Raw genomic sequence first — 16043 nt, 5'->3', positions numbered from 1 at the left:
GCCCCGGAACCGTGTCAAGGCGAGCCCCTGCGGCCCCGACCGGCCCACCCGCCGATGGAGTCAGCGCCTAGAGCCCGGCGAGGTCGATCTCCACCGGGTACGGCACCACGGCCTTCACCAGCCCGGTGCACAGCTCGCCCGCCACGTACGACCGGCTCGCCGCGTCCAGCACGTACGTGTGGACGATCGGCACCCGACCGGCCGCCTGCTCGACCCGCCAGTAGAAGGGGATGCCCGCCTTGGCGTACTGGTCCAGCTTGACCACCCGGTCCGTGGTCTCCGAGCCCGGCGAGACGACCTCGACCAGCAACAGTACGTGGTCCGGTCTGGTCGGCGACTCGTCGAGGGTGTCCGCGCGATACACCACCACGTCGGGACGCCGGTTGTTGAGCGGCACGTCCTGCAGCCGCACGTCGAAGTCTGTGTCGGCGTTCCAGTCCTCGCCGCCCGCCGCGTCCAGGGCGTTCGCCAGAAGGCGCGCGAGGCGGTTGTGGCGTTTCGAGACGCTCGGACTCACGACGACCATCCCGTCGACGATCTCGATGCCCGCGCACTGCTCCTCGGTCCAGGAGTCGTACTGCTCACCGGTGATCTGCCGGTGCATCCACTCGGGTGCGATCATCTCGGCCGTCACGGCGTACCACCCCCGGTCTCCTGGGTGCGGGCCTGTGCTGTGAGGCACAGCGTAGTACAGCGCTGCGACGGCTTCGGATGGTTCGGGGACTGTTCGATATCCTCCCCAGCGAGTGGTGGCGCCAAGGCCGCCGGGGGTGGAAGCGGGAGCGGGATGCAGTCGCCGTCGTCCGAGGGGGCCGCGCGGGAGGCTTCGTGGCAGTGGGATGGGGACCCGGAGGGTGGCGGCGAGGCGCCCGATGACGTGGTCGGCGGGGGCGGGGACGGACCGCGGCTGAGCCGGCGCGGGATGCTGGCCGGCGCCGGGGTGCTGGCGGCGGCCGGGGCGGTGTGGGCGTTCGGGCGCTCGGGTGGCGACCGGCCGGTGCCGGAGCCGACGAAGCCGCAGCCGACCGCGCTGTCCGGGCCGACGCCGCTGTGGACGTACCGGGGCGCGGAGGCGATGACCCCCGAGCGGCTGGTCGCCCCGCCGGACCGCCCGGTGTTCCTGTCCAAGGCCGGGCTGCAGGTCCTCGACCCGGCCAGCGGTGACCCCCGACGACTGCTGGTGTTCGACCCGCCGCCGCCCCCGGGCTGGCCGAGCGACCTCGAGCCGCCCATCGGGAAGGTCGCGGTCGGGCCCGAGCACCTCTTCACCGCCACCTCCCAAGGACACCTGGACGCCCGCCACCTCACCGACCCCGCCGGCGACTGGAGCCTGCCGCTGCCCGATGAGCTGCAGGGCCGGCTCCTGTTCACCTGCATGGGCGGCGGCGTCCTCTACGGCTACGTCTGGGGCCGGCCCCGCGCGGACGGCACCGCGCCGAGCAGCCGGGTCTTCGCGCTGCGGCTCGACGGCCGTTCCCTGCTCTGGTCCGTCGCCTGCGACCACCAGGAACAGCCGGTCGCCCCCGCCACCAGGGGCACTGCCCGCCTGGTGGCCTGCGCCCGCTCCCTCGGCGACCGCACCGAGCTGGTGGTCCGGGACGCCACCACCGGCCGCGAGCTGTGGACCGCCCCCGGCGACGAGGACCTGCGCTGGTGCGCTGCCGCTTGGGAGAACTTCCTCGTGCCCGACGGCAACGGCGGCGTGCGCGGGCTGGGCCCCGGCGGCGAGCCGCGCTGGACCCACTCCCCCGCCCGGGGCGAGTCCTGGCGGGCGTTGCCGCCCGTCCCGGACGGTGTCCGGGTGTTCGTCCCGCGCGACAACGGCGTCGTCACCTGCCACGACACGGGCACCGGCGCGGTGCTCTGGTCCTGCCGGCTGCCGTTCCTGCTGGACCGGCGCAGCCGTCCGCTGGTCGTCGGCGGCACGCTGTACGTCCCGGGTCCGGCGGCAGCCGGGGTCAGCGCGATCGACACCGCGACTGGCGTACTGGGGTGGACCTTCCACGACTCCGGCCCGGGCCGGGACGTCTGGACCGTCGCCGCCGACGGGAGCCACCTCTACGCGGGCCACGACGACGTCCTGCACGCCCTCCCGCTGAGCTGAGTGACCCGCTCGCCGAACAACTCCCTCGCGGAACAACCGGCGAAGCGGAAGGATGGCCCGATGCAGGTACGCCCGATCTCCCCCGACAAGCTGGCCGAACTGCTCGCCGACCGGATCGCCGCACTGCCCGGCGCCGGTGAGCGGTGGCTGCGGGTCGCCGTGGACGGCGCCGGGCCCGCCCGCCCCGAGCTGCTCGCCGACGCCCTGGTGGAGCCGCTGCGGCTGCGCGGGCGTCCCGCGCTACGGGTGTCGGCGGCGGACTTCCTGCGCCCGGCCTCGATCCGGCTGGAGTACGGCCACCGCGACGCGGACGCCTTCCACGGCCTCTGGCTGGACGACGGCGCCCTGCTGCGCGAGGTGCTGGACCCGCTGGAGCCGGGCGGCAGCGGCCGGGTGCTGCCCTCGCTGCGCGACCCGGTCACCGACCGCTCCACCCGCGCCCCGTACACCCGGCTCCCGCCCGGTGGTGTGCTGGTGCTGGACGGCGCGCTGCTGCTGGGCCGCTGGCTGCCGCTGGAGCTGACCGTCCACCTCGCGCTCACCCCGGCCGCGCTGGCCCGCCGCACCCCCGCCGACCAGCAGTGGACGCTGCCCGCCTTCGCCCGCTACGAGGCGGAGACCGGGCCCGCCGAGGCCGCCGACGTCACCGTCCGGGTGGACGACCCGCGCCACCCTGCGCTGGTCGAGCGGCCGTAGGGCCTGATCGGCGGATTTCGTCGCGGCCCCGGCAGGGATCCGCCGGTCAGGCCCTGCCCGCCGGAGCCGGGCCGCGCTGGCAGTAAGGGCACCAGAACACCATCCGGTCCCGCGGGGGACCGCCCTGACGCCCCGACATGACCGGGGTGACGCAGCGCGGGCAGGGCCGTCCGGCCCGGCCGTAGACCCAGTGCTGGTAGCCGGGCCGGGTGTCACCGGTGGTGATGTGGCCGGGGCGTAGCTTGTTGGCGTCCAGCATCTGCCGGGCGCGCTCCACCAGCCGGTCGGGGTGCGGGAGTTCGCCGACCGCGGTCCACGGCGTCACCCCGGCCACGAAGCACAGCTCGTTGGCGTAGACGTTGCCGATCCCGGCCAGGTTGCGCTGGTCGAGCAGCGCCTCGACGAGCGGGCGGCCCGGGTGGGCGAGCAGTCGGCGGACGGCCTCGACCGGATCCCAGTCGGGGCCGAGCAGGTCCGGGCCGAGGTGGCCCACGACCCGCTGCTCGTCGGTGGTGCGCAGCAGCTCGACGACGGGGAGCCGGTAGCCGACGGCGGTGCCCTGCTCGGTGTCGAGGACGGCGCGGATCTGCCAGGCGGGGCCGCCGGTCCAGCGCTCGCCGGGGCGGTAGACCTCCCAGCGGCCGTCCATCCGCAGGTGGGTGTGCAGGGTGAGGCCGCCTTCGAGGCGGGTGAGCAGGTGCTTGCCGCGCGGGCGGACCTCCAGCACCCGGCGGCCGGCGAGCGCGGCGGTGGCGTGCGCGGGCACCCGCAGCTCGGCGCCGGTCAGCAGCTGCCCGGCGAGGGCGTCGTGTAGCCGGGCCGCCACACGATAGATGGAGTCACCTTCTGGCATGACTCCATTCTGGTCCGCGCGACGGCCCGACGGGACGCCACCCCCCTGGGCGTTACTCCGACTCGGTCTGGGACGCGGTCGAGGACTCGACCTGGCCCGCGCGGACCACGACGACCGGGCAGGGCGCGTGCTCGGTGAGGTGGCGGCTGACCGAGCCGAGCAGCACGCCGGAGAAACCGCCGAGGCCGCGGCTGCCGACGACCAGCAGGGCGGCGCCCTTGGCGGCCTGCAGCAGGGCCCCGGCCGCGTTGCCGGGCATCACGCTCTTGCTGATCCGCACGCCGGGGTCGTCGCCGACCACCCTGGTGACGCTTTCGGAGAGCGTCTTGCCGGCGAGCTCCTCGGGGTTGTAGACCTCGGCCGGCGCGCTCGTCCCGCCCCAGCCGTAGAAGGCGGGGTACTCCCAGGCGGCGACCGCGTTGACGCTCCCGCCGACGGCCTTGGCGTAGTCGATCGCCCAGCGCAGCGCCTGCTCCGAGGCGGGCGAGCCGTCCACACCGACGACGATCCGGGGGTTGGCGCTCATGCCGTGTCTCCTTCGGTTGCTCCTGCTCGGCCCCAGTCCGCCAAACATAGATCAAATCGGACAAATGGTCGGCGTTTGCCACGCCGCACGCAGCCGGGCGATGCTCTGCCCCGACGTCCGCTACTGCCTCAACGGCGGTACGCCGCCCACGAGTTCGCCATCCGCTGGACCTGTCCAGCCGTGAACTGGCTCATGCAGGAGTCGTAGCTGTAGTCCATGAAGTTGTGGATCGGGTCGAGTCCGAGGCCCGGACAGGTGTGGCGACCCTCGGGGCAGCCGTAGCCGGGGCTGCGCTCGGGCGGGGTGTCGTCCACGTAGTCGCCCGGGGGCAGGCAGCCGCCCTGGAAGGTGTGGAAGAGGCCGAGCCAGTGGCCGATCTCGTGGGTGGCGGTGTTGCCCTCGTTGTAGTGGGTGGCGTGGCCGCCGGGCAGCGAGTCGTCCCTGATCACCACGCCGTCGTCGATGGGGTTCGAGCGGTAGGCGTTGGGGAAGGTCGACCAGCCGAGCAGGGACTGCCCGAGGTGGGCGATGTAGAGGTTGAGGGTGCCCTGGTCGCCCTTGCGCAGGGCGGTCTTCATCGCCTGCTCGGCGGCGGAGCCGGGGGTCATGCCGGTGTACCAGCCGGCGTTGTCGGTCCAGTCGGTGCCGGCCAGCTGGAAGCGGAACTGGCTGGCGGTGTTGCCCTTGCCCTGGCCGCCGTAGGTGGCGTTGAGGTGGTCCATCTGGGCGGCGATGACGCCCGCGTCGACCCGTCCGGCACCCCCGGCGTGGATCACGTGGACGTACACCGGGACGGTGGTCGGGACGCCGACGAGCGGGACGCGGGTGGTGCCCAGCTTGGCGAGCCGGTCGTCCAGGTCCGCCTGCATGGCCTGGGCCTGGGCGGCGCTGACGGCGTTCGGGTCCTTCCCGGCCCGGCCGCCGGCCGGCTTGCGGGCGGCGGCGTCGGTGCCGTCGCAGACCGTGGCGGCCGCGGCGTGGTGCGGGACCGGGGTCGCGAGCTGGCTGAGTCCGGCGGCGGCGACCAGCGCGGCGGCGCAGGGGAACAGGCGGGGGGCACGCGAGCGCACCCGGGCGGTACGGCGCATCAGCGCTCCTGACGGGAAAGGAGGTGACGGGGTGTCGCCCGCGCCACGGGCCCGCCCGTCGGCGACCGGGCGCGGTGACCGACGAAGAGCCGCCGGCGGTGCCCGGCGCGGATTCGCCGAGACTACGACGCCTTGAAGTCGATCTCCCGGAGGGCGCGCGCGGCGGCCCGGTCGACTACCACGGCCGACGCACAGCCGGCCGGCGGCCGCCCCGCCCCGAGCAGCAGTCGGCGCAGTCGGGCGGCGGCGCCGCGGTGCCGGGCGAAGGCGTAGTGCGAGACGCCGCGCCCGCGTCGCCGCTGGCCCGCCCGGGCCTCGGCCGGGTCGACGTCGAGCAGCAGCAGGTGCACGCCGCGGCCCTGCCGGGCGGCGGCGCGGGTGAGCCAGGTGCGGACGAAGGGGAGCGTGCCGCAGTCGTGCACGGCGAGCGGTCCGCCGTCGAGGACGGCGCGGCGCAGCCGCCGGTAGTGGGCGAGCCTGGCGAGCGGGCGGTAGAGGGCGTACGGGAGGCGGCCGGGCAGCCGGGCCGCGTACTCCTCGCGGACCTGCTGGGAGTCGACCAGCGGGGCGCGGACGCTGCGGCGCATCAGGGTGCTCTTGCCGCTGCCGGGCAGGCCGGTGACCACCAGCAGGTCACCGGCGGGGTAGTGCAGGGCGGCCGGGCCGGGGCCGCGCAGTTCGTGCAGGCCGGTGCGGATGACCCGGCCGTCGGCGGGGCGGGGCGACGGTACCCGCGGCTCCGCCGCCCGCGCTGTTCGTGTTCCGGCCACCGGCCCACCCCCCACCGTTTCCTGGTTCCTCCCCCCAGGAGCATGGCGCATTCCCAAGAATGAGTAAAGACCCGTGGTCAGGGCGGGTACGGAGGGCCGGTGCGGGTCCCAGTGGCTGCCCGGCAAGATCCGCCGGGCAGGCCCTATCCCAGCTGCGGGGCGACCCGGGAGGCGATCAGCTCCAGGTGGTCCAGGTCGTCCAGATCGAGCACCTGGAGGTAGACCCGCCGGCTGCCGACCGCCGCGTACCGGCCGATCCTCTCCACGACCTCGTCCGGGGTGCCGGCCAGGCCGTTGGCCTTCAGCTCGTCCACCTCGCGGCCGATCGTGGCGGCCCGGCGGGCCACCTCGGCGTCGTCCCGGCCGACGCAGGCGACCAGGGCGTTGGAGTAGACCAGCTCGTCGGCCGGGCGTCCGGCCCGTTCGACGGCGTCCCGGACCCGGCCGAACTGGGCGGCGGTGTCCTCGGCCGAGGCGAACGGCAGGTTGAACTCATCGGCGAAGCGGGCGGCCAGCGCCGGGGTGCGCTTCGGGCCGTGGCCGCCGACCAGCACCGGGATGCGCTCCTGGGCGGGCTTGGGCAGCGCGGGCGAGTCGGTGAGGGTGTAGTACTCGCCGGCGAAGTCGAAGGTGTCGCCGAGCTTGGTCTTCCAGAGCCCGGTGATGATCTCCAGCTGCTCCTCCAGCCGACCGAACTTCTCCTTGGGGAAAGGGATGCCGTAGGCGGCGTGCTCGGCCTCGTACCAGCCGGCGCCGAGGCCGAACTCGACCCGGCCGCCGCTCATCGCGTCCACCTGGGCGACCTGGATCGCGGTGACGCCCGGCAGCCGGAAGGTGGCTGCGGTCATCAGGGTGCCGAGGCGGATGCTGCGGGTGTCGCGGGCGAGGCCGGCCAGGGTGATCCAGGCGTCGGTGGGGCCGGGCAGGCCGTCGACGTCGCCCATCTTCAGGTAGTGGTCGGAGCGGAAGAAGGCGCTGAAGACTCCGAGGTCCTCGGCGGTACGGGCGACCTTCAGGAGGGTGTCGTAGCTCGCACCCTGCTGGGGCTCGGTGAAGATGCGGAGATCCATGCGGCCCATTCTGGTACAGACCACCCGGTCGTGAGCGCAGGGAACCGGCCATGCCACGGAACGTTCCGAAGGTGGCCAAGGTCTCAGCACGGAACCGTCACGGGCCCGCTTCCCCACTCGGTGGTTCGCCTACCGTGGACGGATGTTCGCGACCCCCGACGAATCGTTCCAGCCCTCCCCCGACGGGCGGACCGGCTGCCCGCTGCCCGGCATCGTGGCCGCTTTCACGCCCCGGCTGGCCGAGTTCGCCTTCGAGCCCGGCTTCGTCGCGGCGGTGGACCAGCACGCGGCGATGGTGCGGGAGCTGCTGTACGCGCAGGGACCGGAGCTGGCGCCCTGGCCCCTGGACCGAGAGGAACTGGCGGACTACGCACTGGGCTTCTTGGACGCGCTCGCCGAGATCGGCTGGCGGGAGCCGGTGGGATACGACTACGCCGTCACCCGGCTGACCGCGATCTGCTGGCTGGTGCGGGAGCAGGGCCTGCTGGAGGTCTGAGCCACCCGCCCTGACCGGGGTCGATGCCCGGGCCGGCGGCTTGCCCGGGCCGGTCCGGGTGGTCGGCCGAACCGGCTGGTCGGCCGGCGCGGCCCCCCACTCTTCGTGGAGAGCGGCACCCCGCCCCCACCGCGTGTCCGGTTGTCCGGGATGGTTCCGTCGGGTGAACGCTCCGGCAGTCCGCACGCGTACAGTGGCGGTCCGGAGGAACGGGCCACGGAGCGGGACGGTGCGACGGTGATCGGAAGCGGTGCGGACGGCAGCGGCACGGCCGGCGGGACCGCCGCGCACCGGGTGCTGCACTGGCGGGCGCGCCCCGCGGAGATCCGGGCCGCCGTCCTCGTCCTGCACGGCGGCGAGGAACACAACCTCGCCCGCCCGCGCCGCCTCAACCTGCCGTTGCTGCGGATGCACGGCTTCCTGCGCTCGCTGGGCCGGGACACCGCGGGCGCCGGGATCGCCGTCGGCACCGTCCGCTACCGCCACCGCGGCTGGAACGGCGAGCGCGCCGACGCCGCCCGGGACGCCCTGGCCGCCCTCGACGAGGCGGCCGCGCTGCTCGGGCCGGTGCCGACCGTCCTGATCGGCCACTCCATGGGCGGCCGCGCCGCCCTGCGGGCCGGCGGCCACCCCTCCGTCACCGGGCTGGTCGCCCTCGCCCCCTGGTGCCCCGCCGAGGACCCCTGCGACCACCTCGCCGGCCGCGACGTCCTGCTGCTGCACGGCGACCGCGACACCGTCACCCCGCCCGCCGACACCCGCGCCTTCGCCGCCCGCAGCCGCGCCGCCGGTGCCCGTGTCTGCGGCTACACCGTCACCGGCAGCGGCCACGCCATGCTCCAGCGCATCCCCGACTGGCACCGGGCCACCACCCGGCTCGCCACCGCTCTGCTGGGCCTGCGCCCCTTGCCGGCGGAGACGGCCTCGGCGCTGGCGCTGCCGCCCGCTTCGCAGGAGGCACTCACCCTGGCGCTGCCCCGCCAGCCCCGGGTGGCGCCGGAGCTGCCGGCGAACGTCTGAGACGGGGCGACGGTCGGTTCAGCGTGGGTCGACCGGCCGTAGGTGTCGGCGTGGTGGGCGCTGAGGCCGCAGTGGCGCGTGAGCAGGGGGGCCGGATCCGAACCGGCTCACTGGGAGACGCCCCCCGTGGGCGGTGCGGGCAGGTGGCCCGCCAGCAGGGCGTGGCCGAGCGGGGTGGGGCGGTGGGTGACGGTACGGCCGGCGCGGTCCTTGGCGGTGAGGCCGGAGTCGGCGAGGACGGTGGCGTGTTCGCTGGCCGAGGCCGTGGAGATGCCGAGCAGCGCGGCCAAGTCCTTGGTGGAGCAGGGCCCGTGGTCGGCGATGACCTCCAGGGCGGCGGCCCGGGTCTGGCCGAGCAGGGCGGTGAGGGTGCGACTGGGGGTGGGTTCGGGTTCGGCGAGCAAGGGGCCGTTGATCCTGGCGGGGTAGAGGAGGACGGGCTGCTGCCCCGGGTCCTCGAAGCGGGCGATGACGGGGCGGCGGACGCCGAACACACAGGGCTGGAGCAGCAGTCCGCGCCCGTCCAGCCGCAGGTCGTGCCGGCAGCCGCCGGCCAGCGGCACGGCGAGCACCGGGCGGTGCCAGGAGAGCGCCGGGTGCAGGGAACGCAGCACCTGGTCCGGCTCGGTGAGCCCGCCGCGGCGGCCGTGCTCGGTGGTGACGATGGTCTCGATCTGCCGCCGGTAGGGGTCGATCGCCCGGGTCTGGTACTCGGCGGTGACGTTGCCGAGCAGCTTCCTGGCCTGCCGGTCCCCCGCCGCCACCCCGCGTGCGAAGGCGCTCAACTGCCGTTCCCCGCCCACCGATCGCAGGTGCTCGCGGAGCGGCTCCTCGGGCGCCTCGGCGGTGGCGCTCTCGGTGGCGCCCGGGTCGCGGCGGACGGTGAGGAACTCGGGGATGGCCGAGCGGGTGTAGAGGTCGAAGAGCAGCGCGGTGCGCGGGTTCCAGGACGCCCGCAGGCGGTCCCGCCAGGGCTTGAAGCGCGGATCGCGGTGCCCGCTGACCAGGGCGTGCACGCTCAGGGACAGCTCCATCGACATGTCCGGACGCGCGGCCACCCGCAGCCGCTCCAGGTCGTCCTTACCGAAGAAGATTCGCAGCACGAACGCGATCGTCACCCCGAAACCGCCCCGGCCGCAAGACTGTTCGGCGAGGACCGAATCGTTTGCGGGTGGCGCGGGGGCCGGCCGGGCTCGGAGGGGACGTCCGGGTGACGGACCGGATCGGCAGCGCTTCCGTACGGTCACGCCCCCGGCAGCCGTACGGTGAACCTCGTGCGGCCGGGCCGGCTCACCGCCGACACCGTGCCACCGTGCGCCTGGACGACGGCGTGGACGATGGCCAAGCCGAGCCCGGTCGAGCCGGTGGCGCGCGAGCGGGCCCGGTCGCCCCGCACGAAGCGCTCGAAGACCCGGTCCAGCAGTTCCGGGGCGATCCCCGGGCCCTCGTCGGTGACGCACAACTCGACCTGATCCGCCGCCGGTTCGAGGCTCAGCTCGACCCCGGTGCCGGGCGGGGTGTGGGTGCGGGCGTTGGCCAGCAGGTTGGCCACCACCTGGCTCAGCCGGTACTCGTCCCCGGCCACCAGCACCGGTTCCTCGGGCAGGGCGAGGCGCCAGCGGTGCCCGGGACCGGCCGCGCGGGCGTCGGCGACGGCGTTGAGCGCGATCCGGGTGAGGTCCACTTCCGCGTCGGCCAGCGGGCGCCCGGCGTCCAGGCGGGCGAGCAGCAGCAGGTCCTCTACGATCGCACCCATCCGCAGCGCCTCGGCGTCGATCCGCTCCAACGAGTGCCGCACCGGCGCGGGCACCTCCCCGGGATGACGCAGCGCCAGCTCGGCGTGGCCGCGCACGGTCGCCACCGGGGTGCGCAGCTCATGGCTGGCATCGGCGGCGAAGGCGCGCAGCCGCTCCTCCACCGCGTGACGGCGGGCCAGGGCGTCGCCGACGTGCCCGAGCATCCGGTTGAGCGCCGCGCCGACCCGGCCGACCTCGGTGCGCGGGTCCGCGTCCGGCACCCGCTCGGCCAGCATCACGGCGCCGCTGGCGAGCGGCAGGGCGCTCACCCGCTCCGCCATGCCCACCACCCGCCGCAGCGGCCGCAGCGACCAGCCGACCCAGACCGCCCCGGCGGCGCCGGCCGCCGCGACCGCGATCGCGAAGACCGTCAGTTCCAGGGTCTCCAGCCGTTCCACGGTCTCCTCGGCCGGGCGCAGCGGCAGCCCGCTGACCAGCACATCGCCGTCCCGCCCGGGCACCGCGCGGACCCGGTAGCGGCCCAGCGTGCGGCCGAGGTCCAGGGTGTCGGCCGGGCCGCCGACCGGGAGAGCGGCCAGCGCGTGCTGCTGGGCGGGCGAGAAGGCGACCCGGTCGTCCTCGTCGTCGGGGTTGTCGGCGTCGTCGGCGTCCCCGTCGACCACACCGGCGGCGGTGACCCGGCCGTCCAGCAGCCGCACGCCCAGGGTGCCGGGGGTCTGGGCCCGGGTGTCGGGGCCGGCGCCGCTACCGGTGTGCTCCAGGCTCGCGGCGTAGCGGCCGCCGGCCTCGGCGAGCTGCTGGTCCAGGCGGTCGACCAGGAAGTGGCGCAGGGCGGCCGCGGTGGCGAGGCCGACGGCGGCGCACGTGACCACCAGCAGCACCAGCAGGCCGGCGATCAGACGGGCGCGCAGGGTGCGGGGGAGGATCCTTCGGACGAGGCTCACCGGGCTGACGAGGCTCACTGCGCCGCCTTGATCAGGTAGCCCGCACCGCGCACGGTGTGGATCATCGGGCTGCGGCCCGCGTCCAGCTTCTTGCGCAGATAGCTGATGTACAGCTCCACGATGTGCGCCTGCCCGCCGAAGTCGTACGACCAGACCGCGTCCAGGATCTGCGCCTTGCTGAGCACCTGCCGGGGATGGCGCATCAGGTGGGCGAGCAGCGCGTACTCGGTCGGGCTGAGCTCGACGGTCTCACCGCCCCGGGTCACCTCGCGGGCCCGGTCGTCCAGCACCAGGTCGCCGAGCACCAGCGCGTGCGCGGGCAGTTCGCGCGGCCCGGCGGGCGCGGCGGCGCGGCGCAGCAGCCCGCGCAGCCGGACCACCACCTCGGCCAGGCTGAACGGCTTGGTCACGTAGTCGTCGCCGCCCGCCGCGATACCCGCGATCCGCTCCTCGACCGCGTCCCGGGCGGTGAGGAAGAGCACCCGCACCTCGGGCTGCTCGGCGTGCACACGGCGCAGCACCTCCAGGCCGTCGAGGTCGGGCAGCATCATGTCCAGCACCACGGCGTGGGGTCGCCACCGGGTCGCCGCCTCGACGGCCTCCAGGCCGGTGGTCGCGCCGCGCGCCTGCCAGCCCTCGTAGCGGACGGCGCCGCAGACCACCTCCACCAGGTCCGGTTCGTCGTCGACGACCAGGACGCGCCAGTCCGGGCGGTCGTTGGCGGTGTCGTCCATGGTGCTCCTCGGTTCGGCGGCGGGCGGCGTTCATTCTGGCCTGCCGCCATGAGAAAGCCGTGAGATCGCCGGAGACGGTTCGTAGGCCGGCACATCGGCTCTGACCTGCGGCGATTCCGCTTCCGGCGGCCGTCGGCACCGGGGTCTTTCAGAGGTGGTTCAGAGCTTGCGGTGCGATCGTGGACCGCCTCGCCGGGGCCGCGCCGCCGCCGGGAGTTGAGGAGGATCCCCGATGACCACTGCCACCGTGCCGAAGCCCCGGCCGGGTGCCGCCGGCCCGCGCCACCGGGCGGCGCCGTACCCCCCGCTCGCGCTGCCGCCGCGCGCCGCCCTCGGCCTGATCGCCGCCGGGGCGCTCGGCGCGCTCGGGCTGTGGTGGGTGAACACGACGGCCGTGGTCGGCGCGGCCGGCTGGCTGACCGGCGCCGGGCGGATCACCGGGCTGCTCGCCGGGTACGCGGCGCCGGTCCTGCTCCTGCTGATGGCCCGGCTGCCGCCGGTGGAACGCGGAGTCGGCGCCGACCGGCTGGCCCGCTGGCACGCCTTCGGCGGGCGGTGGCTGGTCGCCCTGGTCTCGGTCCACCTGCTGACCGTCATCTGGGGCTACGCGCTCACCGACGGGCGCGGGCTGGTCGGCGAGGGCGTGGAGATCGTCTTCCACTACCCCGAGATGCTCAAGGCGACCTTCGGCACCCTGCTGATGCTCGTCACCGGCGCCGTCTCCGCCCGGGCCGCGCGGCGCCGCCTCTCCTACGAGACCTGGTACTACCTGCACCTGGCGACCTACCTCGCGGTGGCACTGGCCTTCGCCCACCAGCTGGCCACCGGCGCCGACCTCGGCGGCGGGCCCGGCCAGGCCGCCTGGTACGCGCTCTACTTCGGGACGGCGGCACTGCTCGGCTGGTACCGGCTGCTGCGCCCGTGGCTGCTCGACCGGCGGCACGGGCTGCGGGTCGCCGAGGTGCGACCGGAGGGCCCCGGGGTGGTCTCGCTGTTCCTGTCCGGGCGGCGGCTGGACGAGCTCCGGGCCGAGCCGGGCCAGTTCTTCCGGCTGCAGTTCCAGGCCCCCGGGCTGCGCTGGGCCGCCAACCCGTACTCGCTGTCCGCGCCGCCGCACCCGGAGTTCCTGCGGTTCACGGTCAAGGACCTCGGCGGGCACAGCGCCGCGGTCGCCGGGCTGCGCCCGGGCACCCGGGTACGGGCCGAGGGGCCGTACGGGGCGTTCACCGGCCGGCAGCAGCGGGAGCGCCGGGTGCTGCTGCTCGGGGCGGGCGTCGGGATCACACCGCTGCGGGCGCTGTTCGAGACCCTGCCGGGCCAGGTGACCCTGGTCCAGCGAGCCCGGCGCGCCGAGGACGTGCTGTTCCGGGCCGAGCTGGCCGAGGTCGCCCGCCTGCGCGGCGCGGCGGTGCACGAGCTGCTCGGCCCGCGGGAGCAGATCGGGGACCTCGGGGCGGCACTGGGCCGGCTCGTCCCGGACCTGGCCGACCACGAGGTGTACCTGTGCGGGCCGGAGGCGCTGGCCGAGGAGGCCGTGCGCGCGCTGCGGGCGGCGGGGGTGCGCCCGGGGCGCATCCACCGCGAGTCCTTCGTCTTCTGAATCTTCCTACGTACCTGAGGAGTTGTACCGCTCATGCGCCGAGCCGTCGTCACCGGTGCCGCCACCGCAGCCGGGGTGGTGCTGTTGCTCTCCCTCAAACCGCACGAGGCGGCCGGGCCCGCACCGGTGATCAGCTCGGGGTCGGGGTCCACCGATTCCGGCTCCGCCGGTTCCTCCCCGGCCCCCTCGGCTCCCTCCGCCTCCCCCGCGCCCGCCTCCTCCGGCGGCGCCACCCGGAAGGTCAGCGGGGACACCGTGAACACCCGCTACGGCCCGGTCCAGGTGCAGGTCACCCTCGCCGGGAGCCGGATCACCACCGTCGACGTGGTCAAGTACCCCACCCAGGACCGCAGGGACCGCGAGATCAACAGCAGCGCCCTGCCGATGCTCAACCAGGAGGCGATCTCCGCGCAGAGCGCCCAGATCGACGTGGTCAGCGGCGCGACCTACACCAGCGACGGCTACGTCCGCTCGCTGCAGAGCGCGCTCGACCGGGCGAAGAGCTGAGGCCCGGTGCTGCGCCACGCCGAGCCCGTGATGGGCACCGTCTTCTCGATCGTCGTCCGCGACCCCGTCCCGGACACACCCGAGGTGCTGCGGCGGATCGCCCAGCGGCTGCACCGGATCGACGCGGTGTTCTCGACGTACCGGCCGCAGAGCGACATCAGCCGGCTCGGGCGCGGTGAACTCGCCCTGGACGACTGCGACCCGGAGGTCCGTCCCGTACTCGCGGCCTGCCGTGAAGTAGCCGCTCAGACGGACGGCTACTTCACCGAACGGCCCGGCGGGCGGCTCGATCCCAGCGGCTGGGTCAAGGGGTGGGCGGTCGAGGAGGCGGCCGCGCTGCTGCGCACCTCCGGCGCCCGGCAGTACTGCGTCAGCGGCGGCGGGGACGTGCAGACCTCCGGCGGACCGTGGCGGATCGGCGTCGCCGACCCCCGGCAGCCGGGCCGGCTCGCCGCCGTCCTGAGCGGCAGCGACCTCGCGGTGGCCACCTCCGGCACCGCCGAACGCGGCGCCCACATCCTCGACCCGCACACCGGCCGCCCGGCGGACGGCCTCGCCTCGCTCACCCTGGTCGGCACCCCGGGCACCGGCATCGCCCGTACCGACGCCTGGGCCACCGCGGCCTTCGCCATGGGCCCCGAGCGCGCGCTGGCGTGGGCCGCCCGGCGACCGGGCGTCGAGGCGCTGGCCGTGCTGCCGGACGGGACGAAGCGCTGGACGCCCGGCCTGCCCGGGCACCTCCCCCCGTCCGGCCCGGCGGACTGGCAACTCGCGGCGCGTTGACGTCCCTGGTCAACGACCGCTGAGGCCCTTCACCCCCGCTCCCGCTGCGCCGCCCGCCAGGCCTCCCGCGCCACCAACGGCGCCAGGTAGGACCAGCGCCGCGAACCGTCCGGACAGACCCCGCCCTCGACCAGCTCCGACACCGCCCGGCGGGTGAACGGCACCCACACCGCCATGTCGTGCTCGAAGGTGCTGTGACAGGCCTCGCGACGCCGGTCGACCTCGACGGCGTCGAGCCGCGCCCGGACGGTGGCGACCAGCGTGTAGCAGGAGGCCGGCTCACTCCAGCCCAGCCAGCCGATCACCGGCGGCCCGACATCCTCCGGCAGCAGGCCCAACTCCTCCTCCAGCGCCCGGTGCACCAGCGCGTAGAAGTCCTCGGCCGCCCCCGGTTCGTCCCGGTACTTCATCGTCTCGTTGATCCCGACCGTCCACTGCGCCGGGAAGGTGTTGACGGCCAGCGAGCGCCGGAGCAGCAGCAGCCTCCCGGCCCGGTCCCGCACGGCCACACAGGCACTCACCATGGTCGGCGGCGCCACCGCGACGAACGCCGTCAGCCCCTGCCCCAGCGTCTCCCGCAACAGCCGGCCGGACTCCGGATCCTCCCGCCCCAGCCGGGTGGTGGCCATGCACTCCGCGTAGTCGCTCTCGGCGATGCCCACCTCGCACACCCGGGCCGCACTGTGCTCACCGTGATCGACCGTCAACCGCGCGATGTACGCGGTACGCCCCGCCGCGCCGGCCGCCCGCTGCCGCGCCACCTCCTCGGCCCAGCCGACGCCGTCCAGCACGTGCGGGCGTTGCAGCCGCCCCTCGTACCCGGTCACCAACGTCCCCGGCGTCAACGGCCGCGTCGCCGACCAGGTGATCAGCGGCACCAGCCCGTCCGCCTCCACATCGTGCGCCCGCGCCGCCGCCGTCAGACTCGCCCGCCGCACCCGCGCCAACGGAATCCGGGACCCGCCGAACTTCGCGAAGTCATACACCAGATTGGTCACCACCCCGAGCAGCAGCGCTCCCCCGATCCCCAGCAGCCACTCCACCCGGTCCCCCCACTCTCGTGCCCGACCGCCCCATTGTGGCGGCGCCGGTACT

At 75.1% G+C, this 16043-nt stretch carries 17 protein-coding genes; 7 read left to right on the top strand and 10 right to left on the bottom strand.

Annotation, left to right across the window (positions count from 1 at the left end):
* Positions 1-67: 67 nt before the first annotated feature.
* Positions 68-634 carry a Uma2 family endonuclease gene (locus tag ACH4E7_RS34220; RefSeq protein WP_396253047.1) on the bottom strand — a complete coding sequence of 189 codons (567 nt, stop codon included), beginning with the start codon at positions 632-634 and terminating at the stop codon, positions 68-70.
* A 153-nt stretch (positions 635-787) separates the two neighbouring features.
* Here ACH4E7_RS34220 and ACH4E7_RS34215 point away from each other — a divergent pair, with 153 nt between their 5' ends.
* A complete protein-coding gene (locus ACH4E7_RS34215) occupies positions 788-2104 on the top strand; it encodes a PQQ-binding-like beta-propeller repeat protein (protein WP_396253046.1) in 1317 nt (438 codons plus the stop codon).
* A 60-nt stretch (positions 2105-2164) separates the two neighbouring features.
* Positions 2165-2800 (top strand): uridine kinase, encoded by a 636-nt coding sequence (locus tag ACH4E7_RS34210; RefSeq protein WP_396253045.1) that lies wholly within the window; start codon positions 2165-2167, stop codon positions 2798-2800.
* Positions 2801-2846: 46 nt separating this feature from the next.
* Here ACH4E7_RS34210 and ACH4E7_RS34205 read toward each other — a convergent pair whose 3' ends face one another.
* From ACH4E7_RS34205 to ACH4E7_RS34185, 5 genes are all read right to left on the bottom strand, one after another.
* The gene (locus tag ACH4E7_RS34205) at positions 2847-3653 is read right to left on the bottom strand and encodes a DNA-formamidopyrimidine glycosylase family protein (RefSeq protein ID WP_396253044.1); all 807 of its coding nucleotides are present in this window, start codon (positions 3651-3653) and stop codon (positions 2847-2849) included.
* A gap of 52 nt (positions 3654-3705) precedes the next feature.
* Positions 3706-4179, bottom strand: a complete 474-nt coding sequence (locus tag ACH4E7_RS34200) for a universal stress protein (protein ID WP_396253043.1) — start codon at positions 4177-4179, stop codon at positions 3706-3708.
* Positions 4180-4307: 128 nt separating this feature from the next.
* On the bottom strand, positions 4308-5267 hold the full coding sequence (locus ACH4E7_RS34195; RefSeq protein ID WP_396253042.1) for a zinc metalloprotease: 960 nt from the start codon (positions 5265-5267) through the stop codon (positions 4308-4310).
* Between the two features lie 122 nt (positions 5268-5389).
* Positions 5390-6037: an AAA family ATPase gene (locus ACH4E7_RS34190; RefSeq protein ID WP_396253041.1), complete on the bottom strand. Its 648-nt coding sequence runs from the start codon at positions 6035-6037 to the stop codon at positions 5390-5392.
* A 143-nt stretch (positions 6038-6180) separates the two neighbouring features.
* Entirely contained in the window at positions 6181-7107 is a 927-nt protein-coding gene (locus tag ACH4E7_RS34185; RefSeq protein ID WP_396253040.1) for an LLM class F420-dependent oxidoreductase, read from the bottom strand.
* A 142-nt stretch (positions 7108-7249) separates the two neighbouring features.
* Here ACH4E7_RS34185 and ACH4E7_RS34180 point away from each other — a divergent pair, with 142 nt between their 5' ends.
* Together ACH4E7_RS34180 and ACH4E7_RS34175 are read left to right on the top strand one after the other, a co-directional pair.
* On the top strand, positions 7250-7603 hold the full coding sequence (locus ACH4E7_RS34180) for a DUF6401 family natural product biosynthesis protein (protein WP_396253039.1): 354 nt from the start codon (positions 7250-7252) through the stop codon (positions 7601-7603).
* Between the two features lie 237 nt (positions 7604-7840).
* Positions 7841-8623: an alpha/beta hydrolase gene (locus tag ACH4E7_RS34175; protein WP_396253038.1), complete on the top strand. Its 783-nt coding sequence runs from the start codon at positions 7841-7843 to the stop codon at positions 8621-8623.
* Between the two features lie 107 nt (positions 8624-8730).
* Here the strand turns inward: ACH4E7_RS34175 and ACH4E7_RS34170 are convergent, their stop codons facing one another.
* From ACH4E7_RS34170 to ACH4E7_RS34160, 3 genes are all read right to left on the bottom strand, one after another.
* Positions 8731-9726: an ArsR/SmtB family transcription factor gene (locus ACH4E7_RS34170; RefSeq protein WP_396253037.1), complete on the bottom strand. Its 996-nt coding sequence runs from the start codon at positions 9724-9726 to the stop codon at positions 8731-8733.
* Between the two features lie 140 nt (positions 9727-9866).
* Positions 9867-11342: a sensor histidine kinase gene (locus ACH4E7_RS34165; RefSeq protein WP_396253036.1), complete on the bottom strand. Its 1476-nt coding sequence runs from the start codon at positions 11340-11342 to the stop codon at positions 9867-9869.
* Complete coding sequence (locus ACH4E7_RS34160) at positions 11339-12058, bottom strand: response regulator transcription factor (RefSeq protein WP_396253035.1); 720 nt, start codon at positions 12056-12058, stop codon at positions 11339-11341. Before ACH4E7_RS34160 ends, ACH4E7_RS34165 begins: the two co-directional genes overlap by 4 nt.
* A gap of 232 nt (positions 12059-12290) precedes the next feature.
* Between ACH4E7_RS34160 and ACH4E7_RS34155 the strand changes: the two genes are divergently transcribed.
* Genes ACH4E7_RS34155 through ACH4E7_RS34145 form a run of 3 tightly spaced genes read left to right on the top strand, consistent with a single transcriptional unit; the run spans position 12291 to position 14948 of the window.
* Positions 12291-13658, top strand: coding sequence for a ferric reductase-like transmembrane domain-containing protein (locus ACH4E7_RS34155; protein WP_396253034.1), 1368 nt, complete (start codon positions 12291-12293; stop codon positions 13656-13658).
* A 33-nt stretch (positions 13659-13691) separates the two neighbouring features.
* The gene (locus ACH4E7_RS34150) at positions 13692-14165 is read left to right on the top strand and encodes an FMN-binding protein (protein WP_396253033.1); all 474 of its coding nucleotides are present in this window, start codon (positions 13692-13694) and stop codon (positions 14163-14165) included.
* A gap of 30 nt (positions 14166-14195) precedes the next feature.
* The gene (locus ACH4E7_RS34145; protein WP_396253084.1) at positions 14196-14948 is read left to right on the top strand and encodes an FAD:protein FMN transferase; all 753 of its coding nucleotides are present in this window, start codon (positions 14196-14198) and stop codon (positions 14946-14948) included.
* A gap of 29 nt (positions 14949-14977) precedes the next feature.
* Here ACH4E7_RS34145 and ACH4E7_RS34140 read toward each other — a convergent pair whose 3' ends face one another.
* On the bottom strand, positions 14978-15991 hold the full coding sequence (locus ACH4E7_RS34140) for an NUDIX domain-containing protein (RefSeq protein WP_396253032.1): 1014 nt from the start codon (positions 15989-15991) through the stop codon (positions 14978-14980).
* Between the last annotated feature and the right edge of the window lie 52 nt (positions 15992-16043).

The organism is Kitasatospora sp. NPDC018058 (assembly GCF_044327205.1).
Lineage (GTDB): Bacteria > Actinomycetota > Actinomycetes > Streptomycetales > Streptomycetaceae > Kitasatospora.
The sequence above is the reverse complement of the archived record's forward strand: the minus strand, read 5'-3'. Positions and strand labels throughout refer to the sequence as shown.